Genomic DNA, 17,468 nt, shown 5'->3' on the forward strand with positions numbered 1-17,468 from the left:
GGGAGTTGGATCACGCGGAGGTAAGTTCAGTCCATGGCTGATGTGAAGGCGTGGCTGCCGTGGGAGGACCCCGATGCGTTTCTCGGCGGACTGCCGGCGGGGTTCGACGTCGACTTCTACAACGGTGGCGAGCTGCCGGGGTCGCTCGCCGAGGTCGAGTTCTACGTGCCCAGTTACATGGGTGGAAGCAAGGTGGCCGAGGTGGTGCGGGAGATGCCGGCGCTGAAGGTGGTGCAGCTCCAGACGGCCGGTTTCGAGAACGTCCAGCCGCACCTGGGCGCCGGTGTCACGTTGTGCAACGCACGTGGGGTGCACGATGCCTCGACGTCCGAGCTCGCGGTTGCGTTGATTCTCGCGTCGTACCGACGGTTGCCGCGGGCGGTCCAGAACCAGGAGCAGCACGTCTGGCCGGGGTACGACGAACTCGACGACTCGCTCGCGGATCGGACCGTGCTGATTCTCGGGTACGGGTCGATCGGCGAGGCGTTGGAGCGACGGCTCACCGGGTTCGAGTGCGACGTGATCCGGGTTGCGCGGCGGGCTCGGGACGGCGTACATCCGATCACCGAGCTGCCGGAGTTGCTGCCGCGCGCGGACGTCGTCGTACTGCTGACTCCCGCGACCGATGAGACCCGCGGGATGGTGGACGCCAAGTTCCTGGCGCAGTTGAAGGACGGCGCGCTCCTCGTGAACGTCGGTCGCGGCGTGCTGATCGACACCGACGCGCTTTTGGCTGAGCTCAACACCCGGCGGATCAGCGCGGCCCTGGACGTGACGGACCCCGAGCCACTTCCGTCGGGGCATCCGCTCTGGTCGGCGCCCAACGTGATCATCAATCCGCACCGCGGGGGAGCGTCGACCGCGTTTGCGCCTCGGGTGGCTCGCCTCGTGCGTGCCCAACTCGAGCGGTACGCCGCGGGCCAGCCGCTCATCAACGTCGTCGCCGGCCCATGACCGGCCTCAGTGTCGAAACAACCGCACGCCGGTCGGCGACCAGGTAATCCCACGCTCCGAGCAGGCAGCCGCAACCTCACTTGAGCGGATCGAACCACCTGGCTCAGCGACATGCGCAACCCCGAACCGGTGCGCTTCCTCGATGTTGTCGACGAAGGGGAGCGCGCCGTCCGACACCATCGACACTCCGGTGAGCGGCTCATCCGAACGCCGAGCCCACCAAGCGGCCGCCTTCTCGCCGGCCAGCCGGGTGCAGTCCACCCGCGACTGTTGCCCAGCCCCAACCCCGATCACCGTGCCGTCCTTGACCATCACCACCGAGTTCGACTGCGTGTACCGAGCAGCAATCATCCCCAGCACCAGATCCCGCGCCGCCGCCTCCGGAACAGCGGGCTCCAGCAGCTCCCGTGTCAGCGGCACGTCATCCCGTGCCTGAGTCAGCCGCACGCCGTAGACCTCCTGCACTTCTTCGGCAGGCGGCTCGAACGACGGGTCCCCTTCCAACACGAGAAACGTCCCACGCTTCTTCGCCGCCAACACTGAGACCACGCCCTCGTCGTACCCAGGCGCGATGATCCCGTCCGACACCACCCGCTTGAGCACCCCCGCAAGCTCCGCGCTCACAGGTTCCGACACCGCAATGAAATCGCCGTACGACGACTTCGGATCGACATCCCGGGCCCGCACATAAGCGTCCACCCCAACAGCCACCCCAGCCGGCGACACGTGCTTGTACGACGCGGCCGCCGGCAACCCCAACCCCTCGGCAGCCTCCCGCACCAACTGCCACCCGGTCAGCGCATCCAGCACGTTGACGTACGACGGCACCCCCGAAACCACCGCGAACGGCGCCACCCCGAGAACCGTCAAGCGGGCGGGCTGGTGTGGATTCATCCCATAGCGCATCAGAAACCTCCGAGTGACTCATCGGAGGCGCCCAGGCGGACGACGCCCTGTCGGTATCCCGCTCCCCGGTGGTACTCCACCCTCGCCAGTCGCGGTTCACTCAGCTTAGGCCAGCGCAATGTGCAGATCGACAGGATGTGTCCGTATCGGCCGGGCCAACGCACGCTCAGACAACCGCCGCGGGCGCCTCAGTGGAGGTATACGTCCTGTCGACCTGCACGGTTTGAGCCGTCGGCATGCAGGAGGCCGCTTAGAGTGATCCGCATGGTCGATGTGAAGCCTCGTAGCCGGACGGTGACCGATGGGCTGGAAGCCACGGCGAGCAGGGGGATGCTGCGTGCGGTGGGGATGGGGGACGACGACTGGGTGAAGCCGCAGGTCGGGGTGGCGTCGAGCTGGAACGAGATCACCCCGTGCAACCTGTCGCTGGACCGGCTCGCGAAGGCGGTCAAGGACGGCGTGCACGCGGCCGGCGGGTACCCGCTCGAGTTCGGCACGATCAGCGTCTCCGACGGCATCTCGATGGGTCACGTCGGCATGCACTACTCGCTCGTCAGCCGCGAGATCATCGCCGATTCGGTCGAGACCGTGATGGAGGCCGAGCGGCTGGATGGCTCGGTCCTGCTGGCGGGCTGCGACAAGTCCCTGCCCGGCATGCTGATGGCCGCCGCGCGGCTGGATCTGGCCAGCGTGTTCCTGTACGCGGGCTCGATCATGCCCGGCAAGCTCGGCGACAAGGACGTCACGATCATCGACGCGTTCGAGGCGGTCGGCGCCTGCGTTCGCGGTCTGATCACCCGCGAGGAGGTCGACGCGGTCGAGCGCGCGATCTGCCCGGGTGAGGGCGCCTGCGGCGGGATGTACACCGCGAACACGATGGCCGCGTCGGCCGAAGCACTCGGCATGTCGCTGCCCGGATCGGCCGCGCCGCCGGCCGTGGATCGCCGCCGCGACGGCTACGCCCGCAAGTCCGGCGAGGCAGTCGTCGGCCTGCTCCGGCAGGGAATCACGGCCCGCCAGATCCTCACCAAGGAAGCCTTCGAGAACGCGATCGCGGTCGTGATGGCGCTCGGCGGCTCGACGAACGCCGTACTGCATCTGCTCGCGATCGCCCGTGAGGCCGAGGTCGACCTCACTCTCGCCGACTTCAACCGGATCGGCGACCGGGTCCCGCATCTGGGCGACCTCAAGCCGTTCGGCCGGTACGTGATGACCGACGTCGATCGGGTCGGCGGCATTCCGGTCGTGATGCGCGCACTGCTCGACGCCGGCCTGCTGCACGGCGACTGCCTGACCGTCACCGGCAAGACCATGGCCGAGAATCTCGCCGACATCGCGCCGCCGGACGTCGACGGCGCGATCATTCGCGCGCTCGACAAGCCGATCCACCCCACCGGCGGCATCACGATCCTGCACGGTTCGCTCGCACCGGAAGGTGCGGTCGTGAAGAGCGCCGGCTTCGACTCCGACGTCTTCGAAGGGACCGCGCGCGTCTTCGACGGCGAGCGCGCCGCGATGGACGCCGTACCTGAACTCAACCCCGGCGACGTCGTCGTGATCCGGTACGAAGGACCCAAGGGCGGTCCCGGGATGCGCGAGATGCTCGCCGTCACCGGCGCGATCAAGGGCGCCGGCCTCGGCAAGGACGTCCTCCTGCTCACCGACGGACGCTTCTCCGGCGGTACGACGGGACTCTGCGTCGGCCACGTGGCCCCCGAAGCCGTCGACGGCGGCCCGATCGCGTTCGTCCGCGACGGCGACCGGATCACCCTCGACGTGAAGAACCGCACCCTCGACCTGCACCTCACCCCCGAAGAACTCGCGAGCAGACAAGAGGGCTGGACCCCGAAGGCTCCCGCCATCACCAAGGGCGTCCTCGGCAAGTACACCCGCCTGGTCCGCTCAGCCTCCGAAGGCGCCGTCTGCATCTGACCGTCGCGTTGATAAGACAGTCGTCTCATTTGTCGAGACGACTGGCTGCCCGGCTTGACCCGGTTGCCGGGTATCGGCGAATAATGCCTACATGCGATCGATTCTCCTCGTACTTGTGCGGCGCGCCGACTGACGCGACCTCCGAGTCGAGCGCGCCCCTTCAGCCAAACCGGCCGAAGGGGTTTTTTGTTGCACGGGCGACTATCTGAGACCCAGCGGAAGCCCTACGACAACCACAAGCGAGGATGGATCGGTCGCGAAAAGGCAAGCCCAACGAACGTGACTGACAGGGAAGGCACTCATGAGTGAGCAGCTGACCGGGGCACAGGCTCTGATCCGCGCACTGGAACATGCCGGAGTGGACACCGTCTTCGGCATCCCGGGGGGCGCGATCCTCCCGGCGTACGACCCGATGCTCGACTCGACCCAGATTCGCCACATCCTGGTACGTCACGAGCAAGGTGCCGGCCACGCCGCGCAGGGCTATGCCTCCGCGTCCGGCAAGACCGGCGTGTGCATGGCGACCTCCGGCCCCGGCGCGACGAACCTGGTGACGCCGATCGCCGACGCCTACATGGACTCGGTCCCGCTGGTCGCGATCACCGGTCAGGTGGCCGGTGCCGCGATCGGGACGGACGCGTTCCAGGAGGCCGACATCCGCGGCATCACCATGCCGATCACCAAGCACAACTTCCTGGTCAACGACCCGAACGACATCGCCACCACGGTCGCCGAGGCGTTCCACATCGCCTCGACCGGCCGGCCCGGTCCGGTGCTGGTCGACGTGACCAAGGACGCGATGCAGGCGAAGGTCGACTTCCAGTGGCCGACCGAGCTGTCCCTGCCCGGGTACCGCCCGGTGACCCGCCCGCACCCCAAGCAGGTGCGCGAGGCGGCCCGCCTGATCGCCGCGGCCGAGAAGCCGGTCCTGTACGTCGGCGGCGGCGTGATCCGGGCCCAGGCACACGCCGAGCTGAAGGAACTCGCGGAGCTCCTCGGCATCCCGGTGGTCACCACGCTGATGGCCCGCGGCGCACTCCCGGACACGCACGATCTGCACTTCGGGATGCCCGGTATGCACGGCTCGGTCTCCGCGGTCGGCGCGCTGCAGCGGTCCGATCTGCTGATCTGTCTGGGCGCCCGCTTCGACGACCGGGTGACCGGCAAGCTCGACTCGTTCGCGCCCGAAGCGAAGGTCATCCACGCCGACATCGACCCGGCCGAGATCGGCAAGAACCGGGCCGTCGACGTGCCGATCGTCGGCGACTGCAAGGAGGTCATCACCGACCTGCTCGCGGCGCTGCGGGCCGAGATCGCGGCGGCCGGCCGGACCCCGTCGTACGACGCCTGGCGCCAGCAGCTCGAATCCGTGCGGGCCAAGTACCCGGTCGGGTACGACGACCCCGAGGACGGCAGCCTGTCGCCGCAGTACGTGATCCAGCGGATCGGCCAGATCGCCGGGCCGGACGCCATCTACACCAGTGGTGTCGGCCAGCACCAGATGTGGGCCGCGCACTACCTGCCGTTCGAGAAGCCGCGCCACTGGCTGAACTCCGGCGGTCTCGGGACGATGGGGTACGGCCTGCCGGCCGCGATGGGGGCCAAGGTCGCCCGACCGGACAAGACGGTGTGGGCGATCGACGGCGACGGCTGCTTCCAGATGACGAACCAGGAGCTGGTCACCTGCGCGCTGGAGGGCATCCCGATCAAGGTTGCCGTGATCAACAACCAGTCGCTGGGCATGGTCCGGCAGTGGCAGACCCTGTTCTACGACAAGCGCTACTCCAACACCGACCTGCACTCGGCCCAGATCCCGGACTTCGCCAAGCTGGCCGAGGCGATGGGCGGCGTCGGGCTGCGCTGCTCGGACAAGGAGTCGGTCGACGCCACCATCGACAAGGCGATGTCGGTCACCGACCAGCCGGTCGTGGTCGACTTCGTCGTCCACCGCGACGCGATGGTCTGGCCGATGGTCGCCGCCGGTGTCAGCAACGACGAGATCCAGATCGCCCGCGACATGGCGCCGACGTGGGACGGCGAGGAACTCTGATGACGAAGCACACTCTGAGCATCCTGGTCGAGAACAAGCACGGTGTGCTGGCGCGGGTGGCGGCGCTCATCTCGCGGCGCGGGTTCAACATCGACTCGCTCGCGGTCGGCCCGACCGAGCACCCCGAGGTTTCCCGGATGACCATCGCGGTCAGCGTGGAAGAGCAGCCTTTGGAGCAGATCACCAAGCAGCTGAACAAGCTGGTGAACGTGATCAAGATCGTCGAACTCGAGCCGACGCAGACGGTGCAGCGTGAATTGCTGCTGGTGAAGGTCAAAGCGGACACCTTGACCAGGGGACAGGTGCTGGAGACCGTCCAGCTGTTCCGTGCGAAGGTGGTGGACGTGGCACCGGACGCGATCACGATCGAGGCGACCGGCAATCCCGACAAACTCGAGGCCATGCTCCGGGTGCTGGAACCCTTCGGTGTCCGCGAGCTGGTGCAGTCCGGCATGGTGGCGATCGGACGGGGCAGTCGCTCCATCTCCGACCGCACGCTCCGGCCGGTCCCGGTGCCACCGCCGCACGTAGCGTCCGGCCCGCCGACGATCCAGGCGCAACCCGCCGATCGGGCCAACCACCACCCGGTCCCGACACCGCCGCCGGGCCGGCCCGCGGTCCGTCACGGCTGAAGTAGCTAGAAGCCATCAACCAAGGAGAAGAACGCCGAAGTGGCAGCTGAAATGTTCTACGACGACAACGCCGACCTGTCGGTGATCCAGGGCCGCCACGTGGCCGTTCTCGGCTACGGCTCACAGGGCCACGCCCACGCGCTCTCGCTGCGCGACTCCGGCGTGGATGTGCGGGTCGGTCTGCCGGAGGGCTCGAAGAGCCGGGCCAAGGCCGAGGCCCAGGGCCTGCGCGTGGTCAGTCCGGCCGAGGCGGTCGAGGAGGCCGACGTCATCGTCGTCCTCGCGCCGGACCCGGCGCAGCGCAAGCTCTACAAGGAGGCCATCGAGCCGAACCTTGTTGACGGTGACGCGCTCGTGTTCGGTCACGGCTTCAACATCCGGTTCGGCTACATCAAGCCGCCGGCCGGCGTGGACGTGTTCATGGTCGCCCCGAAGGGCCCGGGCCACCTGGTCCGCCGTGAGTACTCCGAGGGTCGCGGCGTACCGGTGCTGGTAGCGGTCGAGCAGGACGCGACCGGCAAGGCCTGGGACCTCGCGCTCTCGTACGCGAAGGGGATCGGCGGCCTGCGGGCCGGCGGTATCAAGACCACCTTCACCGAGGAGACCGAGACCGACCTGTTCGGCGAGCAGGCCGTCCTGTGCGGTGGCGTGTCCGCGCTGATCCAGAACGGTTTCGAGGTACTCACCGAGGCCGGGTACCAGCCCGAGGTCGCGTACTTCGAGTGCCTGCACGAGCTCAAGCTGATCGTCGACCTGATCTACGAAGGCGGCATCGCCAAGCAGCGCTGGTCGATCTCCGACACCGCCGAGTACGGCGACTACGTGTCCGGCCCCCGGATCATCGACGCGTCGGTGAAGCAGCGGATGAAGGAGGTCCTCGGTGACATCACCGACGGCACCTTCGCGGCCCGCTTCATCGCCGACCAGGACGCCGGCGCGCCGGAGTTCAAGGAGTTCCGGCGTAAGAGCCAGGAGCACCCGATCGAGGCCGTGGGCAAGGAACTGCGCGGCCTGATGTCCTGGGTCAAGTCCCACGACGACGACTACGTCGAAGGCTCGTCGGCCCGCTGACGTAACCACCGAGCCGGGGTCTGCCAGACCCCGGCTCGACTTTCTTCTTTTCGTGCCTTCCCTCCCTTCAGATGCGCTTCGCGTTTGGCACAATCAGTGACTGTTCTGGTCTGGATGGGTGCGGGGAGGTGACGGGCGGTGGAAGACGGCAGGCGTACGCCGCCGCGGCCGCCTCGGCGCATCCCCGCGGGCGTAGGCACGATCACCCAGCTACAGATCAGCACGCCGCGCGCCCCGGAGCCCCCGCCCCGACAGCCGTGGGTGTACGGCCGGTTCCTGGCCGGGTTCCTCGTCCTCGTGCTGATCGTCGCCGCAGGCGCGACCGCCGGTTGGTGGGTCCGTTCGCAGAGTCTGAAGCTCAACACCGGCGCGGTCCTCGACGACGTCGGCCACAGTGTCGTTCGGGTGCTGGCCACGACGTGCGGGGGTTCTGGCGAGGCTTCCGGCGTACTGCTCGACAACGGCCTGATCCTGACCGCCGCCTCCGCGGTCGAGCAGTCGCTGTCGATCGTGATCGTCACCCCGGACAGCCGGATCCGGCGGGCCAACCTGCTCGGCAGAAGCGCCGACGGAGTCGCCGTCCTGGTGATGATCGGGCGGCTGGACGACGCGCCGCTGGAGCTCGCGGCCACGGACCCGGACCCGAAGGCCGAGCGCGGGCTGATCGGCTACACGGCGGCCGGCAAGCAGACGATCCAGCCGGTCGGTTCGGCGGCGGATCCGCGAGCGCTCAGCGAAGTGATGAACGCGGCCAAACTTGGCGGCCCTGTCGTGGACAAGCGCGGGCAGGTGGTCGGTCTGGTCACGGGTGAGACGGTCCAGGCGGCCACGATCGTGGATGTCGGCAGGCTGCGCGAGTACGTCGTACCGAAGTCGACCGGGATCACGCCGGAGCCGGGCGGCACGTGTGCGCGGTCGAAAGGCCCGCAGACCGGGATCGTGCCGGAGTTGCAGGTTGCCAACACCCCGCTCGCGGTCGAGGCCCAGACGTTGCTGGGCAGCTATCTGTCGCTGGAGAACCGGCGCGACTTCGCCGCACTGCAGGCCGTGTACTCCGAGCGGCTGGCCAAGTCGATCACGCCCACCAAGGATGCGCAGAACCACGAGACGTCGTACTTCTTCGGGGCGAAGCTCACCGAGGTGAGCCAGAACGGCGCGACCGGTGTGAACGCCCGGATGACGTTCAACGCGCTGTACTCGCCGAACGCGACCGGTGCCAAGGGGTTGTCGTGCAACCGGCTGGACTTGCGCTACCGCTTGATCCGGCAGGGCGGCAAGCTCGTGATCGACCAGACCGTCCTGATGGCACAGGCCAGCTGCGACACGGACTGACCGCCATTCGGGTCACTGGGCGGCCCTGAGAACCGACGGGGTACGATCGGTGCAGCGGGCACAGCGCGGTGCTCTGTTCACACGAGCCCCTACCGCTAATCCAGGAGACTTCTCCATGACTGACGTAACCCGGCCCGTCGTCCTGATCGCCGAAGAGCTCAGCCCGGCCACCGTCGAGGCGCTCGGCCCCGACTTCGAGATCCGCCACACCAACGGCGCCGACCGCGCCCAGCTGATCCCGGCCATCGCCGACGTCGACGCCATCCTCATTCGCAGCGCCACCAAGGTGGACGCCGAGGCCCTCGCGGCCGCCAAGCGCCTGAAGGTCGTCGCCCGCGCCGGCGTCGGCCTCGACAACGTCGACGTGAAGGCCGCCACCCAGGCCGGTGTGATGGTCGTGAACGCCCCGACCTCGAACATCGTCAGCGCCGCCGAGCTCGCGGTCGCGCTGCTGCTGGCCGCCGCGCGCCGGGTCCCGGCCGCCGACCAGTCGCTCAAGAACGGCGAGTGGAAGCGCAGCAAGTTCTCCGGGGTCGAGCTGTTCGAGAAGACCGTCGGCATCGTCGGCCTGGGCAAGATCGGCGTCCTGGTCGCGCAGCGCCTGGCCGCCTTCGGCATGAACGTGATCGCCTACGACCCGTACGTGCAGGCCGGCCGGGCCGCGCAGATGGGGGTCCGGCTCGCCTCGCTCGACGAGCTGCTGGCCGCCAGCGACTTCATCTCGGTGCACCTCCCGAAGACGCCGGAGACGATCGGCCTGATCGGCGACGAGGAACTGCACAAGGTCAAGCCCGAGGTCATCATCGTGAACGCGGCCCGCGGCGGCATCGTCGACGAGCAGGCGCTCTACACCGCGCTCAAGGAGGGCCGCGTCGCCGGCGCCGGCCTCGACGTGTTCGCGACCGAGCCGTGCACCGACTCGCCGCTGTTCGAGTTCGAGAACGTCGTCGCCACCCCGCACCTGGGTGCGTCGACCGCCGAGGCGCAGGAGAAGGCCGGTATCGCGGTCGCCAAGTCGGTCCGGCTCGCGCTGTCGGGTGAGCTGGTTCCGGACGCGGTCAACGTCCAGGGCGGCGTGATCGCCGAGGAGGTCCGGCCGGGCATCGCGCTGACCGAGAAGCTCGGTCGCATCTTCACTGCGCTGGCCGGCGGGGTCGCGCAGCAGCTCGACGTCGAGGTGCGTGGCGAGATCACGCAGTACGACGTCAAGGTGCTGGAGCTCGCCGCACTCAAGGGTGTCTTCGCGGATGTTGTCGAGGACAACGTCTCGTACGTGAACGCACCGCTGCTCGCGGCCGAGCGTGGCCTCGAGGTCCGGCTCGTCACCGACCACGACAGCCCCGAGCACCGCAACCTGATCACCCTGCGCGGCACCCTCGCCGACGGTGCGCAGGTATCGGTCTCCGGCACGCTGGTCGGCGTTCGGCAGTCGGAGCGGCTGGTCGAGATCGACGGATTCGACGTCGAGGTGGAGCTGGCCGCGCACCTGGCCTTCCTCACCTACGAGGACCGGCCAGGCATCGTCGGCCAGGTCGGCCGCATCCTCGGCGACGCGGACGTGAACATCGCCGGCATGCAGGTCAGCCGTGACCGCAAGGGTGGCAAGGCGCTGGTCGCCCTCTCGGTCGACTCGAAGATCGTCCCCGCCGTACTGGACGACATCGCGAACGCCGTGCACGCCGACACCGCCCGCACCGTGGACCTCGAGGCGTAGTTCAGCGAACGACTGATTCAGTCTGTTTTACTAGAAGCGGCTAGCCGCCCGCAGGCGCATGGCGGCTGGCAAGGGCCCGGACCCAAGTGTCCGGGCCCGCTTCATGTCTAGTGTCGGGTTGCGAGCAGTACGGCGGCGTCCGGCGCGACCATGACCTCGACGGTCGTGAAGCGCTTGTCCATCAGCCACTCCTGCCGCAGCGTGTCGACGCGGCCTTCGTACATCGGCGGCCAGACCGCTGACGGCGTGAAATCGTCCAGTACGACGAAGCCGCCGGGCTCGACCACGTCCGCGATGACGTCGCGGGCCGAGAGCTTGGCCTCGCGCGCGTCCACGAACAGCAGCGCGAACGGGCCACGCTCGATCAGCGCGGTCCAGTCGGCCGAGACGACCTCGATCCGTTCGTCCGCGGCGAACAGCTCCGCCACCACTTGGGCCAGTTGCGGATCGCTCTCCGCGGTGACGATGTTCGTCCCGTCCGCGGCGCCGCTGCGCAACCAGGCCGAGCCCACGCCGCAGCCGGTTCCGAGCTCACCGAGCAGGCCCGTCTTCGAGGCCGCGAGCGAGGCGAGCAGGCGGCCGGTCTCGTTCCGGGTGGAGCTGACGAATCCGCGCCGGCCGGACAGGCTGAGGGCCGCCGACACCAGCGGCGGCAGTTCTGGAGGAGCGCTCACCGGTTGAGAGTTGCACAGCTCGGGGCCGTCACCCGCACCGGTATCTCACATTCCGGGATTCCGTGCCCGCATAGTGGTGAAATAGTCGTACGCCAGAGTAAATTCTGGAACACCCTGCCGCCCGCGAGACCATTCGGGAGAGCAGCATGTACGACATGTATCCAGCCAACTGGCCGGCGATCGACGCCAAGGAGCGGAAGGCGACTCGCCGTCGCCGCACGACCCGCGCGGTGAGCGACGAGGTCAGGGCAGTCCAAGAGGCCATGAACCGCCGCGACAACGGGGGAGAACCCAAGAAGTGAGCGACAAAAAGAACTTCACGCTGGCCGTCGTTCCCGGGGACGGGATCGGACCGGAGGTGATCGACGAGGCGCTCAAGGTCCTCGACGCGGTCGCCGCCCGCCAAGGCGTGACGTTCGAGCGGACCGAGTACGACCTCGGCGCGAAGCGCTGGCACGCCACTGGTGAGACGCTGCCCGACGCCGAGCTCGAGGAGATCCGCAAGCACGACGCGATCCTGCTCGGCGCCGTCGGCGACCCGAGCGTTCCGTCCGGCGTGCTCGAGCGCGGTCTGCTGCTGAAGCTCCGGTTCACCCTCGACCACTACGTGAACCTGCGGCCCTCCAAGATCTACCCGTCCGTCGGCTCCCCGCTGGCCGACCCCGGTGCCGTCGACTTCGTCGTCGTACGCGAAGGCACCGAGGGTCCGTACGTCGGCAACGGCGGTGCCCTCCGCGTCGGCACGCCGGCCGAGATCGCCACCGAGGTCTCCGTCAACACGGCGTTCGGCGTCGAGCGGGTCGTGCGGGACGCGTTCGCGCGGGCCCAGGCGCGGCCGCGCAAGAAGCTCACGCTCGTGCACAAGAACAACGTCCTCGTGTACGCCGGGCACCTGTGGAAGCGGACCGTGGACAAGGTCGCCGCCGAGTTCCCGGAGATCGCGGTCGACTACCTGCACGTGGACGCGGCAACCATCTTCCTGGTCACCGACCCGGCCCGGTTCGACGTGATCGTCACCGACAACCTGTTCGGCGACATCATCACCGACCTCGCGGCCGCCATCAGTGGCGGGATCGGGCTGGCGGCCAGCGGCAACATCAACCCGGACAAGACCGCGCCGAGCATGTTCGAGCCGGTGCACGGCTCCGCGCCGGACATCGCCGGTCAGCAGAAGGCGGACCCGACGGCGGCGATCCTGTCCACCGCGCTGCTGTGCGACCACCTCGGCCTGACCGAGGCCGCGGCCGCGATCGAGGCGGCCGTCGAGGCAGACATCGAAGAGCGGACCGGTGCGGCCCGCAGCACCGCGGAGATCGGCGATGCCATCGCCAAGCGCGCGGCCGGCTGAACGGCGACGCTCGCATGACCACTTGGCCGAGAGGTACGGTGCAGCCATGAGCGCTTTGCCATTCACCGTTGAGCCAACCACCCATCCGGCCAGCGACGACCAGCGCACCGAGATCCTGGCGAACCCGGGATTCGGGCAGTACTTCTCCGACCACATGGCGATCGCCACCTGGACCAAGGAGAACGGCTGGCACGACGCGAGGATCACCGCCTTCGGGCCGCTGGAGCTGTCTCCGGCGACCTCGGTGTTCCACTACGCCCAGAGCATCTTCGAAGGGATGAAGGCCTACCGGCATCCCGACGACTCGATCCACATGTTCCGCCCCGAGGCGAATGCGGCCCGGTTCGCGCGGTCGGCCCACCGGCTGGCCCTGCCCGAGCTGCCGGAGGCGGTCTTCCTGGAGTCGCTGCGCCAGTTGGTCGAGCTGGACAAGGCCTGGGTGCCCGGCGGTGGCGAGACGTCGCTGTACCTGCGGCCGTTCATGTTCGGCTCGGACCCGTTCCTCGGCGTCCGCCCGTCCGCGCACGTCACGTACTGCGTGATCGCGTCGCCGGCCGGGTCGTACTTCTCCGGCGGCGTGAAGCCGGTCCGGATCTGGCTGAGCGAGGAGTACACGCGGGCGGCGCCTGGTGGCACCGGCGCGGCCAAGACCGGCGGCAACTACGCGTCCTCGCTGCTCGCGCAGGCCGAGGCGATCTCGGAGGGTTGCGACCAGGTCGCCTTCCTCGACGCGGTCGAGAAGAAGTGGGTCGAGGAGCTCGGCGGGATGAACCTGTACTTCGTCCTCGACGACAACACCGTCGTCACGCCGGAGCTGTCCGGCACGATCCTCGAAGGCGTCACCCGGGACTCGATCCTGAAGCTCGTCACCGACCTCGGCTACACCGTCACCGAGCGCAAGATCTCGATCGACGAGTGGCGCGACGGCGCGGCCGACGGAACGGTCCAGGAGGTCTTCGCCTGCGGCACCGCCGCGGTCGTCACGCCGGTCGCGTCGCTCAAGTGGAAGGACGGCGAGGTTCAGATCGGCGACGGCACCGGCGGCAAGGTCACCGCAGCCGTCCGCAGCGCCCTCCTGGACGTCCAATACGGCCGCACCACAGACCCCCACAACTGGATGACCCGAGTGGTCGCACCTGGGATGTGATCCCGGGAGAGCTCTGTGTCGGCGGACCCCAGCCACTCATCAACTGCAGCCCCGCCCCTGCCGGGCGAGGTCGTGAGCGTGAACTGGCGTTCAGCAGTCTGCTTGGTGAGTGGTGCCGGTCCGCTCGCCGGGATCCCGGCCGTGCCGTCTTAGGAGTGGGTGACGGTCAGGGTGTGGATTGTGGTTTGGCCGTAGTTGGTGGTGGCGCAGGGGGATGAGTTTGTGCAGTTGGCTTGGGTGTAGGCGCCGGCTTTGAAGTAGGCGCCGGAGAAGTTCTTGGTGATCGTGGTTTGCAGGGTGCCGTTGTAGTAGGCCTTGACCTTGCCGCCGCTGACGACGAATTTTGCTTCGAAGACGGTGCCTAGGGTGTATGAGCTGGTGATCAGCTTGTAGTGCGTGGTGTCGCCGTTCGTGAGGTAGAGGCTGGTGCCCTCGAGCCGGAAGACGGTGACGTCGTCGTCGGCGTCGTGGATCTGTGCGCCGACGAGGTGTGGCTTCTCCGCGGGCAGGTGGTCGAACGACTCGCGGACGACGAGCGTGTGCGTGCCCGAGGTTGACGACCAGCTCGCGTTGCTGCTGCCGTTGTTCGTCATCTCGCGCAGCTCGGATCGCGGGTAACTGGACCCGCTGGTCGTGACGCCGTTGACGGGCGCGCGGAACTGGACGGCGTCGCCGACGACCTTGAAGTACGGATCGACCGAGTAGCTGTCGAGGGCCGGCTGCTTGATCTCGGTCGGGCTGCCCGACGAGCCGGTCGGAAGGGTGATCTTCCAGTTCGTCAGATTGAGTACGTCGGCCGGCACCTGAGCGCTCGGCGTGGTGAGACACGCGCTGGCGGGGACCGCGGTCACCACGGTGGCGAGGGCGGTGGCGAGGAAGATCCGGAGTGACTTCATGACTGCCTCTCTCAGTGGGACGGGTTGCGGTTGCCAGGAGCAACAGAACGCCGCGGCCAACAACGTGTGCCATCGTCATCGTGGCCCACCAGTGAACGGCTCAGCCGACTTATGCAGCTTCCGGCCATCAACAACCACGGTGGTGGCCCCAGCCACCCCCAATCGCCCGCGGCTAGGCGTGCCTCGACCGGCCGGGTCTGGAAACACAGCAGGTTCTCAGGTTGTGCCTGTGGATGGACGGTCGCTGTCCACAGGCGCTCTTCGGTAGGGTCAGTCGCCATGAGCAGCTTCCCGCCCGAAGTCGACGCCTATTACGCCGAGCTCGCCGAGAGGCGCGGCTGGTCGGCCCAGACGGCCGCGGCGATCCGCTCGACTGTTGAGCTGATCCATGATCTCGACCGCGGGACGGCGCCGCGGACGTACGGCGCTCTGGCCGACGAGGACGGCACCGACTGGCTCTACGAGGCGGTCTGGCACGAGCGTGAGTGGGTCGTCGTACGGCAGCTCGGCGTCCGCGAAGACGGCGAGGTCACGCGGTACTGGTGGCAGCGGCTCGAGGACGACGAGGGGATCCTGACCGACCAGGCCCTGGATCGCGAGGCCTGGGGACTGCGGGCCTTGTCCCGCGAGGACTTCTACACCGCCTGGGACGACCCCGGCTGGTCGCTCACCTCACTGACCGCCTGAGGCCGGCTGGACTCCGGCGTACTCCCCAGTACTGGTCGGCGTACTGAATGTTCGTGATGCGAGACATTCTCGCCACGGTGTGGACATTGTGTGGCAGACTGCGAAATGTCATGAAGATCTACCGGGTGATTATTCCCTAGGCGCGCTCAGCCAGCAGTACCTGAGCGCGCAGACCTCTCGCACCATGCGGGAGGTTTTTTGTTTGCCGCGAGCCCCCACCGGAAGGCCGACTATGAGCATCTCGGACGAGTTCCACGTCTATGACACGACTCTGCGCGACGGCGCGCAGCAGGAGGGTCTGGCGTTGTCGGTGGCCGACAAGATTGCCATTGCGCAGCACCTGGACGACTTGGGTGTGGGGTTCATCGAGGGCGGTTGGCCGGGCGCTGTGCCCAAGGACACCGAATTCTTCGAGCGGGCCCGGACCGAGCTGCATTTGAAGACGGCGACCTTCGCCGCGTTCGGCGCGACCCGCAAGCCCGGGTCGTCCGCGGCCGACGACCCACAGGTCGCCGCGCTCCGCGACTCCGGCGCCGCCGTCGTCACACTCGTTGCCAAGAGCCACGACGCGCACGTCGAACGAGCCCTCCGGACGACACTCGACGAGAACCTCCGGATGGTCGCCGACACGGTCCAGCACCTCACCGGCAGCGGTCAACGGGTCTTCCTCGACACCGAGCACTTCTTCGACGGCTACCGCGCCAACCGCGCCTACGCCCTCGAGGTGGTACGGGTAGCCGTCGAGTCCGGCGCGGACGTGGTCGCCTTGTGCGACACCAACGGCGGCACACTTCCCCGGGAGCTCCAGGACATCGTCCGCGACGTCCTCGAGTCCACGGGTGCCCGGCTCGGCATCCACTGCCACAACGACGCCGGCTGCGCGGTGGCGAACACGATCGCCGCTGTCGAGGCCGGCGTCACGCATGTCCAGGGCACGATCAACGGGTACGGCGAACGCACCGGCAACGCCGACCTGCTGGCGATCGTGGCCAACCTCGAGCTGAAGCGGGAGCTGGAGCTGCTCCCGGCCGGCAAGCTCGCCGAGTCGTTCCGGATCGCGCATGCGATCGCCGAAGTGACGAACGTGCCGCCGTCGACCCGGCAGCCGTACGTCGGTGTGTCCGCGTTCGCCCACAAGGCGGGCCTGCACGCCAGCGCCATCAAGGTGGATCCCGACCTCTACCAGCACACGGATCCGGGCCTGGTCGGCAACGACATGCGGATGCTCGTCTCCGAGATGGCCGGCCGGGCGAGTATCGAGCTCAAAGGCCGCGAGCTCGGGTTCGATCTCGGCAACGACCGCGAGCTGGTCACCCGGGTCGCGGACCGGGTGAAGGAGATGGAAGCGCGCGGCTACACGTTCGAAGCCGCGGATGCGTCGTTCGAACTCCTGCTGATGGAAGAGGTCACCGGCCGGCGGGTCAGCTTCTTCGACGTCGAGTCGTGGCGCGTGATCACCGAGTCCCGCGCCGACGGCGAGGCCGTCTCCGAATCCACCGTGAAGCTCGTCGCGGGCGGCGAGCGCGAGATCGTCACGGGCGAGGGCAACGGCCCGGTGAACGCGCTGGACCACGCGCTGCGGACGGCGATCGAGCGCGCCTACCCGGCCGTGAACAAGTTCGAGCTGGTCGACTACAAGGTCCGCATCCTCGACCAGGGCCACGGGACGGACGCGGTGATCAGAGTGCTGATCGAGACCGCGGACGGCGAGGGTTCGTGGGTGACGGTCGGGGTCGGGCACAACATCGTCGAGGCATCGTGGGAGGCCCTCGTCGACGGCTTCACCTTCGGCCTCCTGCGCCACAAGGAGGTCGTCCGATGAGCGCCCTGACCGTGACCCCTGCCGTGAATCCCGCTGTCAATTCCGCTGTGGAGACGGCGCTGGCCGTCGCGCCGGCGCCCGCTGCCACCGTCTTCACCGCCGAGGTCGTCGAGACCTGCGGCCTGCTGGCCCGGATCGCCGTCCAGCTCAATCCGTACGACGTTCGCGAGCTGGCGCTGTCCCTGGACGAGCGCACCCTGCGGATCGTGGTCGCCGGTGCGGGCTTCGACGCAGGCCGGGTCGCGGCCCGGCTGGACAAGGTCATCGGCGTCCTTGAGGTGAGCTATTCGTCAGTCTGAACTG

Annotated in this window: 16 protein-coding genes and 1 riboswitch; of the genes, 13 read left to right on the plus strand and 3 right to left on the minus strand. The window is 68.2% G+C overall.

Features of this window, described 5'->3' with window-relative positions; genetic code table 11:
• Positions 1-33 precede the first annotated feature (33 nt).
• Positions 34-954: a 2-hydroxyacid dehydrogenase gene (locus ACWF4Z_RS07730; RefSeq protein ID WP_452242169.1), complete on the plus strand. Its 921-nt coding sequence runs from the start codon at positions 34-36 to the stop codon at positions 952-954.
• A 6-nt stretch (positions 955-960) separates the two neighbouring features.
• Here ACWF4Z_RS07730 and ACWF4Z_RS07735 read toward each other — a convergent pair whose 3' ends face one another.
• The gene (locus tag ACWF4Z_RS07735; protein ID WP_452242170.1) at positions 961-1,860 is read right to left on the minus strand and encodes a 5-aminoimidazole-4-carboxamide ribonucleotide transformylase; all 900 of its coding nucleotides are present in this window, start codon (positions 1,858-1,860) and stop codon (positions 961-963) included.
• 22 nt (positions 1,861-1,882) lie between these two features.
• Positions 1,883-1,963, minus strand: a riboswitch (ZMP/ZTP riboswitch).
• A gap of 161 nt (positions 1,964-2,124) precedes the next feature.
• Between ACWF4Z_RS07735 and ilvD the strand changes: the two genes are divergently transcribed.
• The 6 genes from ilvD (at position 2,125) to serA (ending at position 10,591) form a co-directional block, all read left to right on the plus strand.
• Positions 2,125-3,792 (plus strand): dihydroxy-acid dehydratase, encoded by a 1,668-nt coding sequence (ilvD, locus tag ACWF4Z_RS07740; protein WP_452242171.1) that lies wholly within the window; start codon positions 2,125-2,127, stop codon positions 3,790-3,792.
• A gap of 301 nt (positions 3,793-4,093) precedes the next feature.
• Positions 4,094-5,842 (plus strand): acetolactate synthase large subunit, encoded by a 1,749-nt coding sequence (locus tag ACWF4Z_RS07745; RefSeq protein ID WP_452242172.1) that lies wholly within the window; start codon positions 4,094-4,096, stop codon positions 5,840-5,842.
• Entirely contained in the window at positions 5,842-6,474 is a 633-nt protein-coding gene (gene ilvN, locus ACWF4Z_RS07750) for an acetolactate synthase small subunit (RefSeq protein ID WP_452242173.1), read from the plus strand. Before ACWF4Z_RS07745 ends, ilvN begins: the two co-directional genes overlap by 1 nt.
• 39 nt (positions 6,475-6,513) lie before the next feature.
• Positions 6,514-7,545: a ketol-acid reductoisomerase gene (gene ilvC / locus ACWF4Z_RS07755; RefSeq protein ID WP_452242174.1), complete on the plus strand. Its 1,032-nt coding sequence runs from the start codon at positions 6,514-6,516 to the stop codon at positions 7,543-7,545.
• 138 nt (positions 7,546-7,683) lie between these two features.
• Positions 7,684-8,877, plus strand: coding sequence for a S1 family peptidase (locus ACWF4Z_RS07760; protein WP_452242175.1), 1,194 nt, complete (start codon positions 7,684-7,686; stop codon positions 8,875-8,877).
• A gap of 115 nt (positions 8,878-8,992) precedes the next feature.
• Positions 8,993-10,591 carry a phosphoglycerate dehydrogenase gene (serA, locus tag ACWF4Z_RS07765; RefSeq protein WP_452242176.1) on the plus strand — a complete coding sequence of 533 codons (1,599 nt, stop codon included), beginning with the start codon at positions 8,993-8,995 and terminating at the stop codon, positions 10,589-10,591.
• Positions 10,592-10,698: 107 nt separating this feature from the next.
• Here the strand turns inward: serA and ACWF4Z_RS07770 are convergent, their stop codons facing one another.
• Positions 10,699-11,265, minus strand: coding sequence for an O-methyltransferase (locus ACWF4Z_RS07770; protein ID WP_452242177.1), 567 nt, complete (start codon positions 11,263-11,265; stop codon positions 10,699-10,701).
• 146 nt (positions 11,266-11,411) lie between these two features.
• Between ACWF4Z_RS07770 and ACWF4Z_RS07775 the strand changes: the two genes are divergently transcribed.
• Genes ACWF4Z_RS07775 through ACWF4Z_RS07785 form a run of 3 tightly spaced genes read left to right on the plus strand, consistent with a single transcriptional unit; the run spans position 11,412 to position 13,760 of the window.
• Entirely contained in the window at positions 11,412-11,567 is a 156-nt protein-coding gene (locus ACWF4Z_RS07775; protein ID WP_452242178.1) for a hypothetical protein, read from the plus strand.
• Positions 11,564-12,613: a 3-isopropylmalate dehydrogenase gene (locus ACWF4Z_RS07780; RefSeq protein ID WP_452242179.1), complete on the plus strand. Its 1,050-nt coding sequence runs from the start codon at positions 11,564-11,566 to the stop codon at positions 12,611-12,613. The genes ACWF4Z_RS07775 and ACWF4Z_RS07780 overlap by 4 nt, the downstream gene beginning before the upstream one ends.
• A 46-nt stretch (positions 12,614-12,659) precedes the next feature.
• Positions 12,660-13,760 carry a branched-chain amino acid aminotransferase gene (locus tag ACWF4Z_RS07785; RefSeq protein ID WP_452242180.1) on the plus strand — a complete coding sequence of 367 codons (1,101 nt, stop codon included), beginning with the start codon at positions 12,660-12,662 and terminating at the stop codon, positions 13,758-13,760.
• A gap of 149 nt (positions 13,761-13,909) precedes the next feature.
• On the opposite strand, the gene ACWF4Z_RS07790 is transcribed toward ACWF4Z_RS07785, so the two are convergent.
• Complete coding sequence (locus ACWF4Z_RS07790; protein ID WP_452242181.1) at positions 13,910-14,656, minus strand: polysaccharide lyase family 7 protein; 747 nt, start codon at positions 14,654-14,656, stop codon at positions 13,910-13,912.
• 279 nt (positions 14,657-14,935) lie between these two features.
• On the opposite strand from ACWF4Z_RS07790, the gene ACWF4Z_RS07795 reads away from it, so the two are divergent.
• The 3 genes from ACWF4Z_RS07795 (at position 14,936) to ACWF4Z_RS07805 (ending at position 17,464) form a co-directional block, all read left to right on the plus strand.
• Complete coding sequence (locus ACWF4Z_RS07795; protein WP_452242182.1) at positions 14,936-15,343, plus strand: hypothetical protein; 408 nt, start codon at positions 14,936-14,938, stop codon at positions 15,341-15,343.
• A 232-nt stretch (positions 15,344-15,575) separates the two neighbouring features.
• Positions 15,576-17,165, plus strand: a complete 1,590-nt coding sequence (gene cimA / locus ACWF4Z_RS07800; protein ID WP_452242183.1) for a citramalate synthase — start codon at positions 15,576-15,578, stop codon at positions 17,163-17,165.
• Positions 17,162-17,464 (plus strand): hypothetical protein, encoded by a 303-nt coding sequence (locus ACWF4Z_RS07805; RefSeq protein ID WP_452242184.1) that lies wholly within the window; start codon positions 17,162-17,164, stop codon positions 17,462-17,464. Before cimA ends, ACWF4Z_RS07805 begins: the two co-directional genes overlap by 4 nt.
• Positions 17,465-17,468 lie beyond the last annotated feature (4 nt).

The organism is Kribbella sp. NPDC055071 (assembly GCF_053608045.1).

Bases quoted from the DNA above. Each gene is read 5' to 3' on its own strand.
- ACWF4Z_RS07735 (WP_452242170.1), bottom strand. From the start codon at position 1,860: ATGCGCTATGGGATGAATCCACACCAGCCCGCCCGCTTGACGGTTCTC.
- ACWF4Z_RS07745 (WP_452242172.1), top strand. From the start codon at position 4,094: ATGAGTGAGCAGCTGACCGGGGCACAGGCTCTGATCCGCGCACTGGAA.
- ACWF4Z_RS07785 (WP_452242180.1), top strand. From the start codon at position 12,660: ATGAGCGCTTTGCCATTCACCGTTGAGCCAACCACCCATCCGGCCAGC.
- ACWF4Z_RS07730 (WP_452242169.1), top strand. From the start codon at position 34: ATGGCTGATGTGAAGGCGTGGCTGCCGTGGGAGGACCCCGATGCGTTT.
- ilvD (WP_452242171.1), top strand. From the start codon at position 2,125: ATGGTCGATGTGAAGCCTCGTAGCCGGACGGTGACCGATGGGCTGGAA.
- ACWF4Z_RS07790 (WP_452242181.1), bottom strand. From the start codon at position 14,656: ATGAAGTCACTCCGGATCTTCCTCGCCACCGCCCTCGCCACCGTGGTG.
- ACWF4Z_RS07775 (WP_452242178.1), top strand. From the start codon at position 11,412: ATGTACGACATGTATCCAGCCAACTGGCCGGCGATCGACGCCAAGGAG.
- serA (WP_452242176.1), top strand. From the start codon at position 8,993: ATGACTGACGTAACCCGGCCCGTCGTCCTGATCGCCGAAGAGCTCAGC.
- ACWF4Z_RS07805 (WP_452242184.1), top strand. From the start codon at position 17,162: ATGAGCGCCCTGACCGTGACCCCTGCCGTGAATCCCGCTGTCAATTCC.
- ilvN (WP_452242173.1), top strand. From the start codon at position 5,842: ATGACGAAGCACACTCTGAGCATCCTGGTCGAGAACAAGCACGGTGTG.
- cimA (WP_452242183.1), top strand. From the start codon at position 15,576: ATGAGCATCTCGGACGAGTTCCACGTCTATGACACGACTCTGCGCGAC.
- ACWF4Z_RS07795 (WP_452242182.1), top strand. From the start codon at position 14,936: ATGAGCAGCTTCCCGCCCGAAGTCGACGCCTATTACGCCGAGCTCGCC.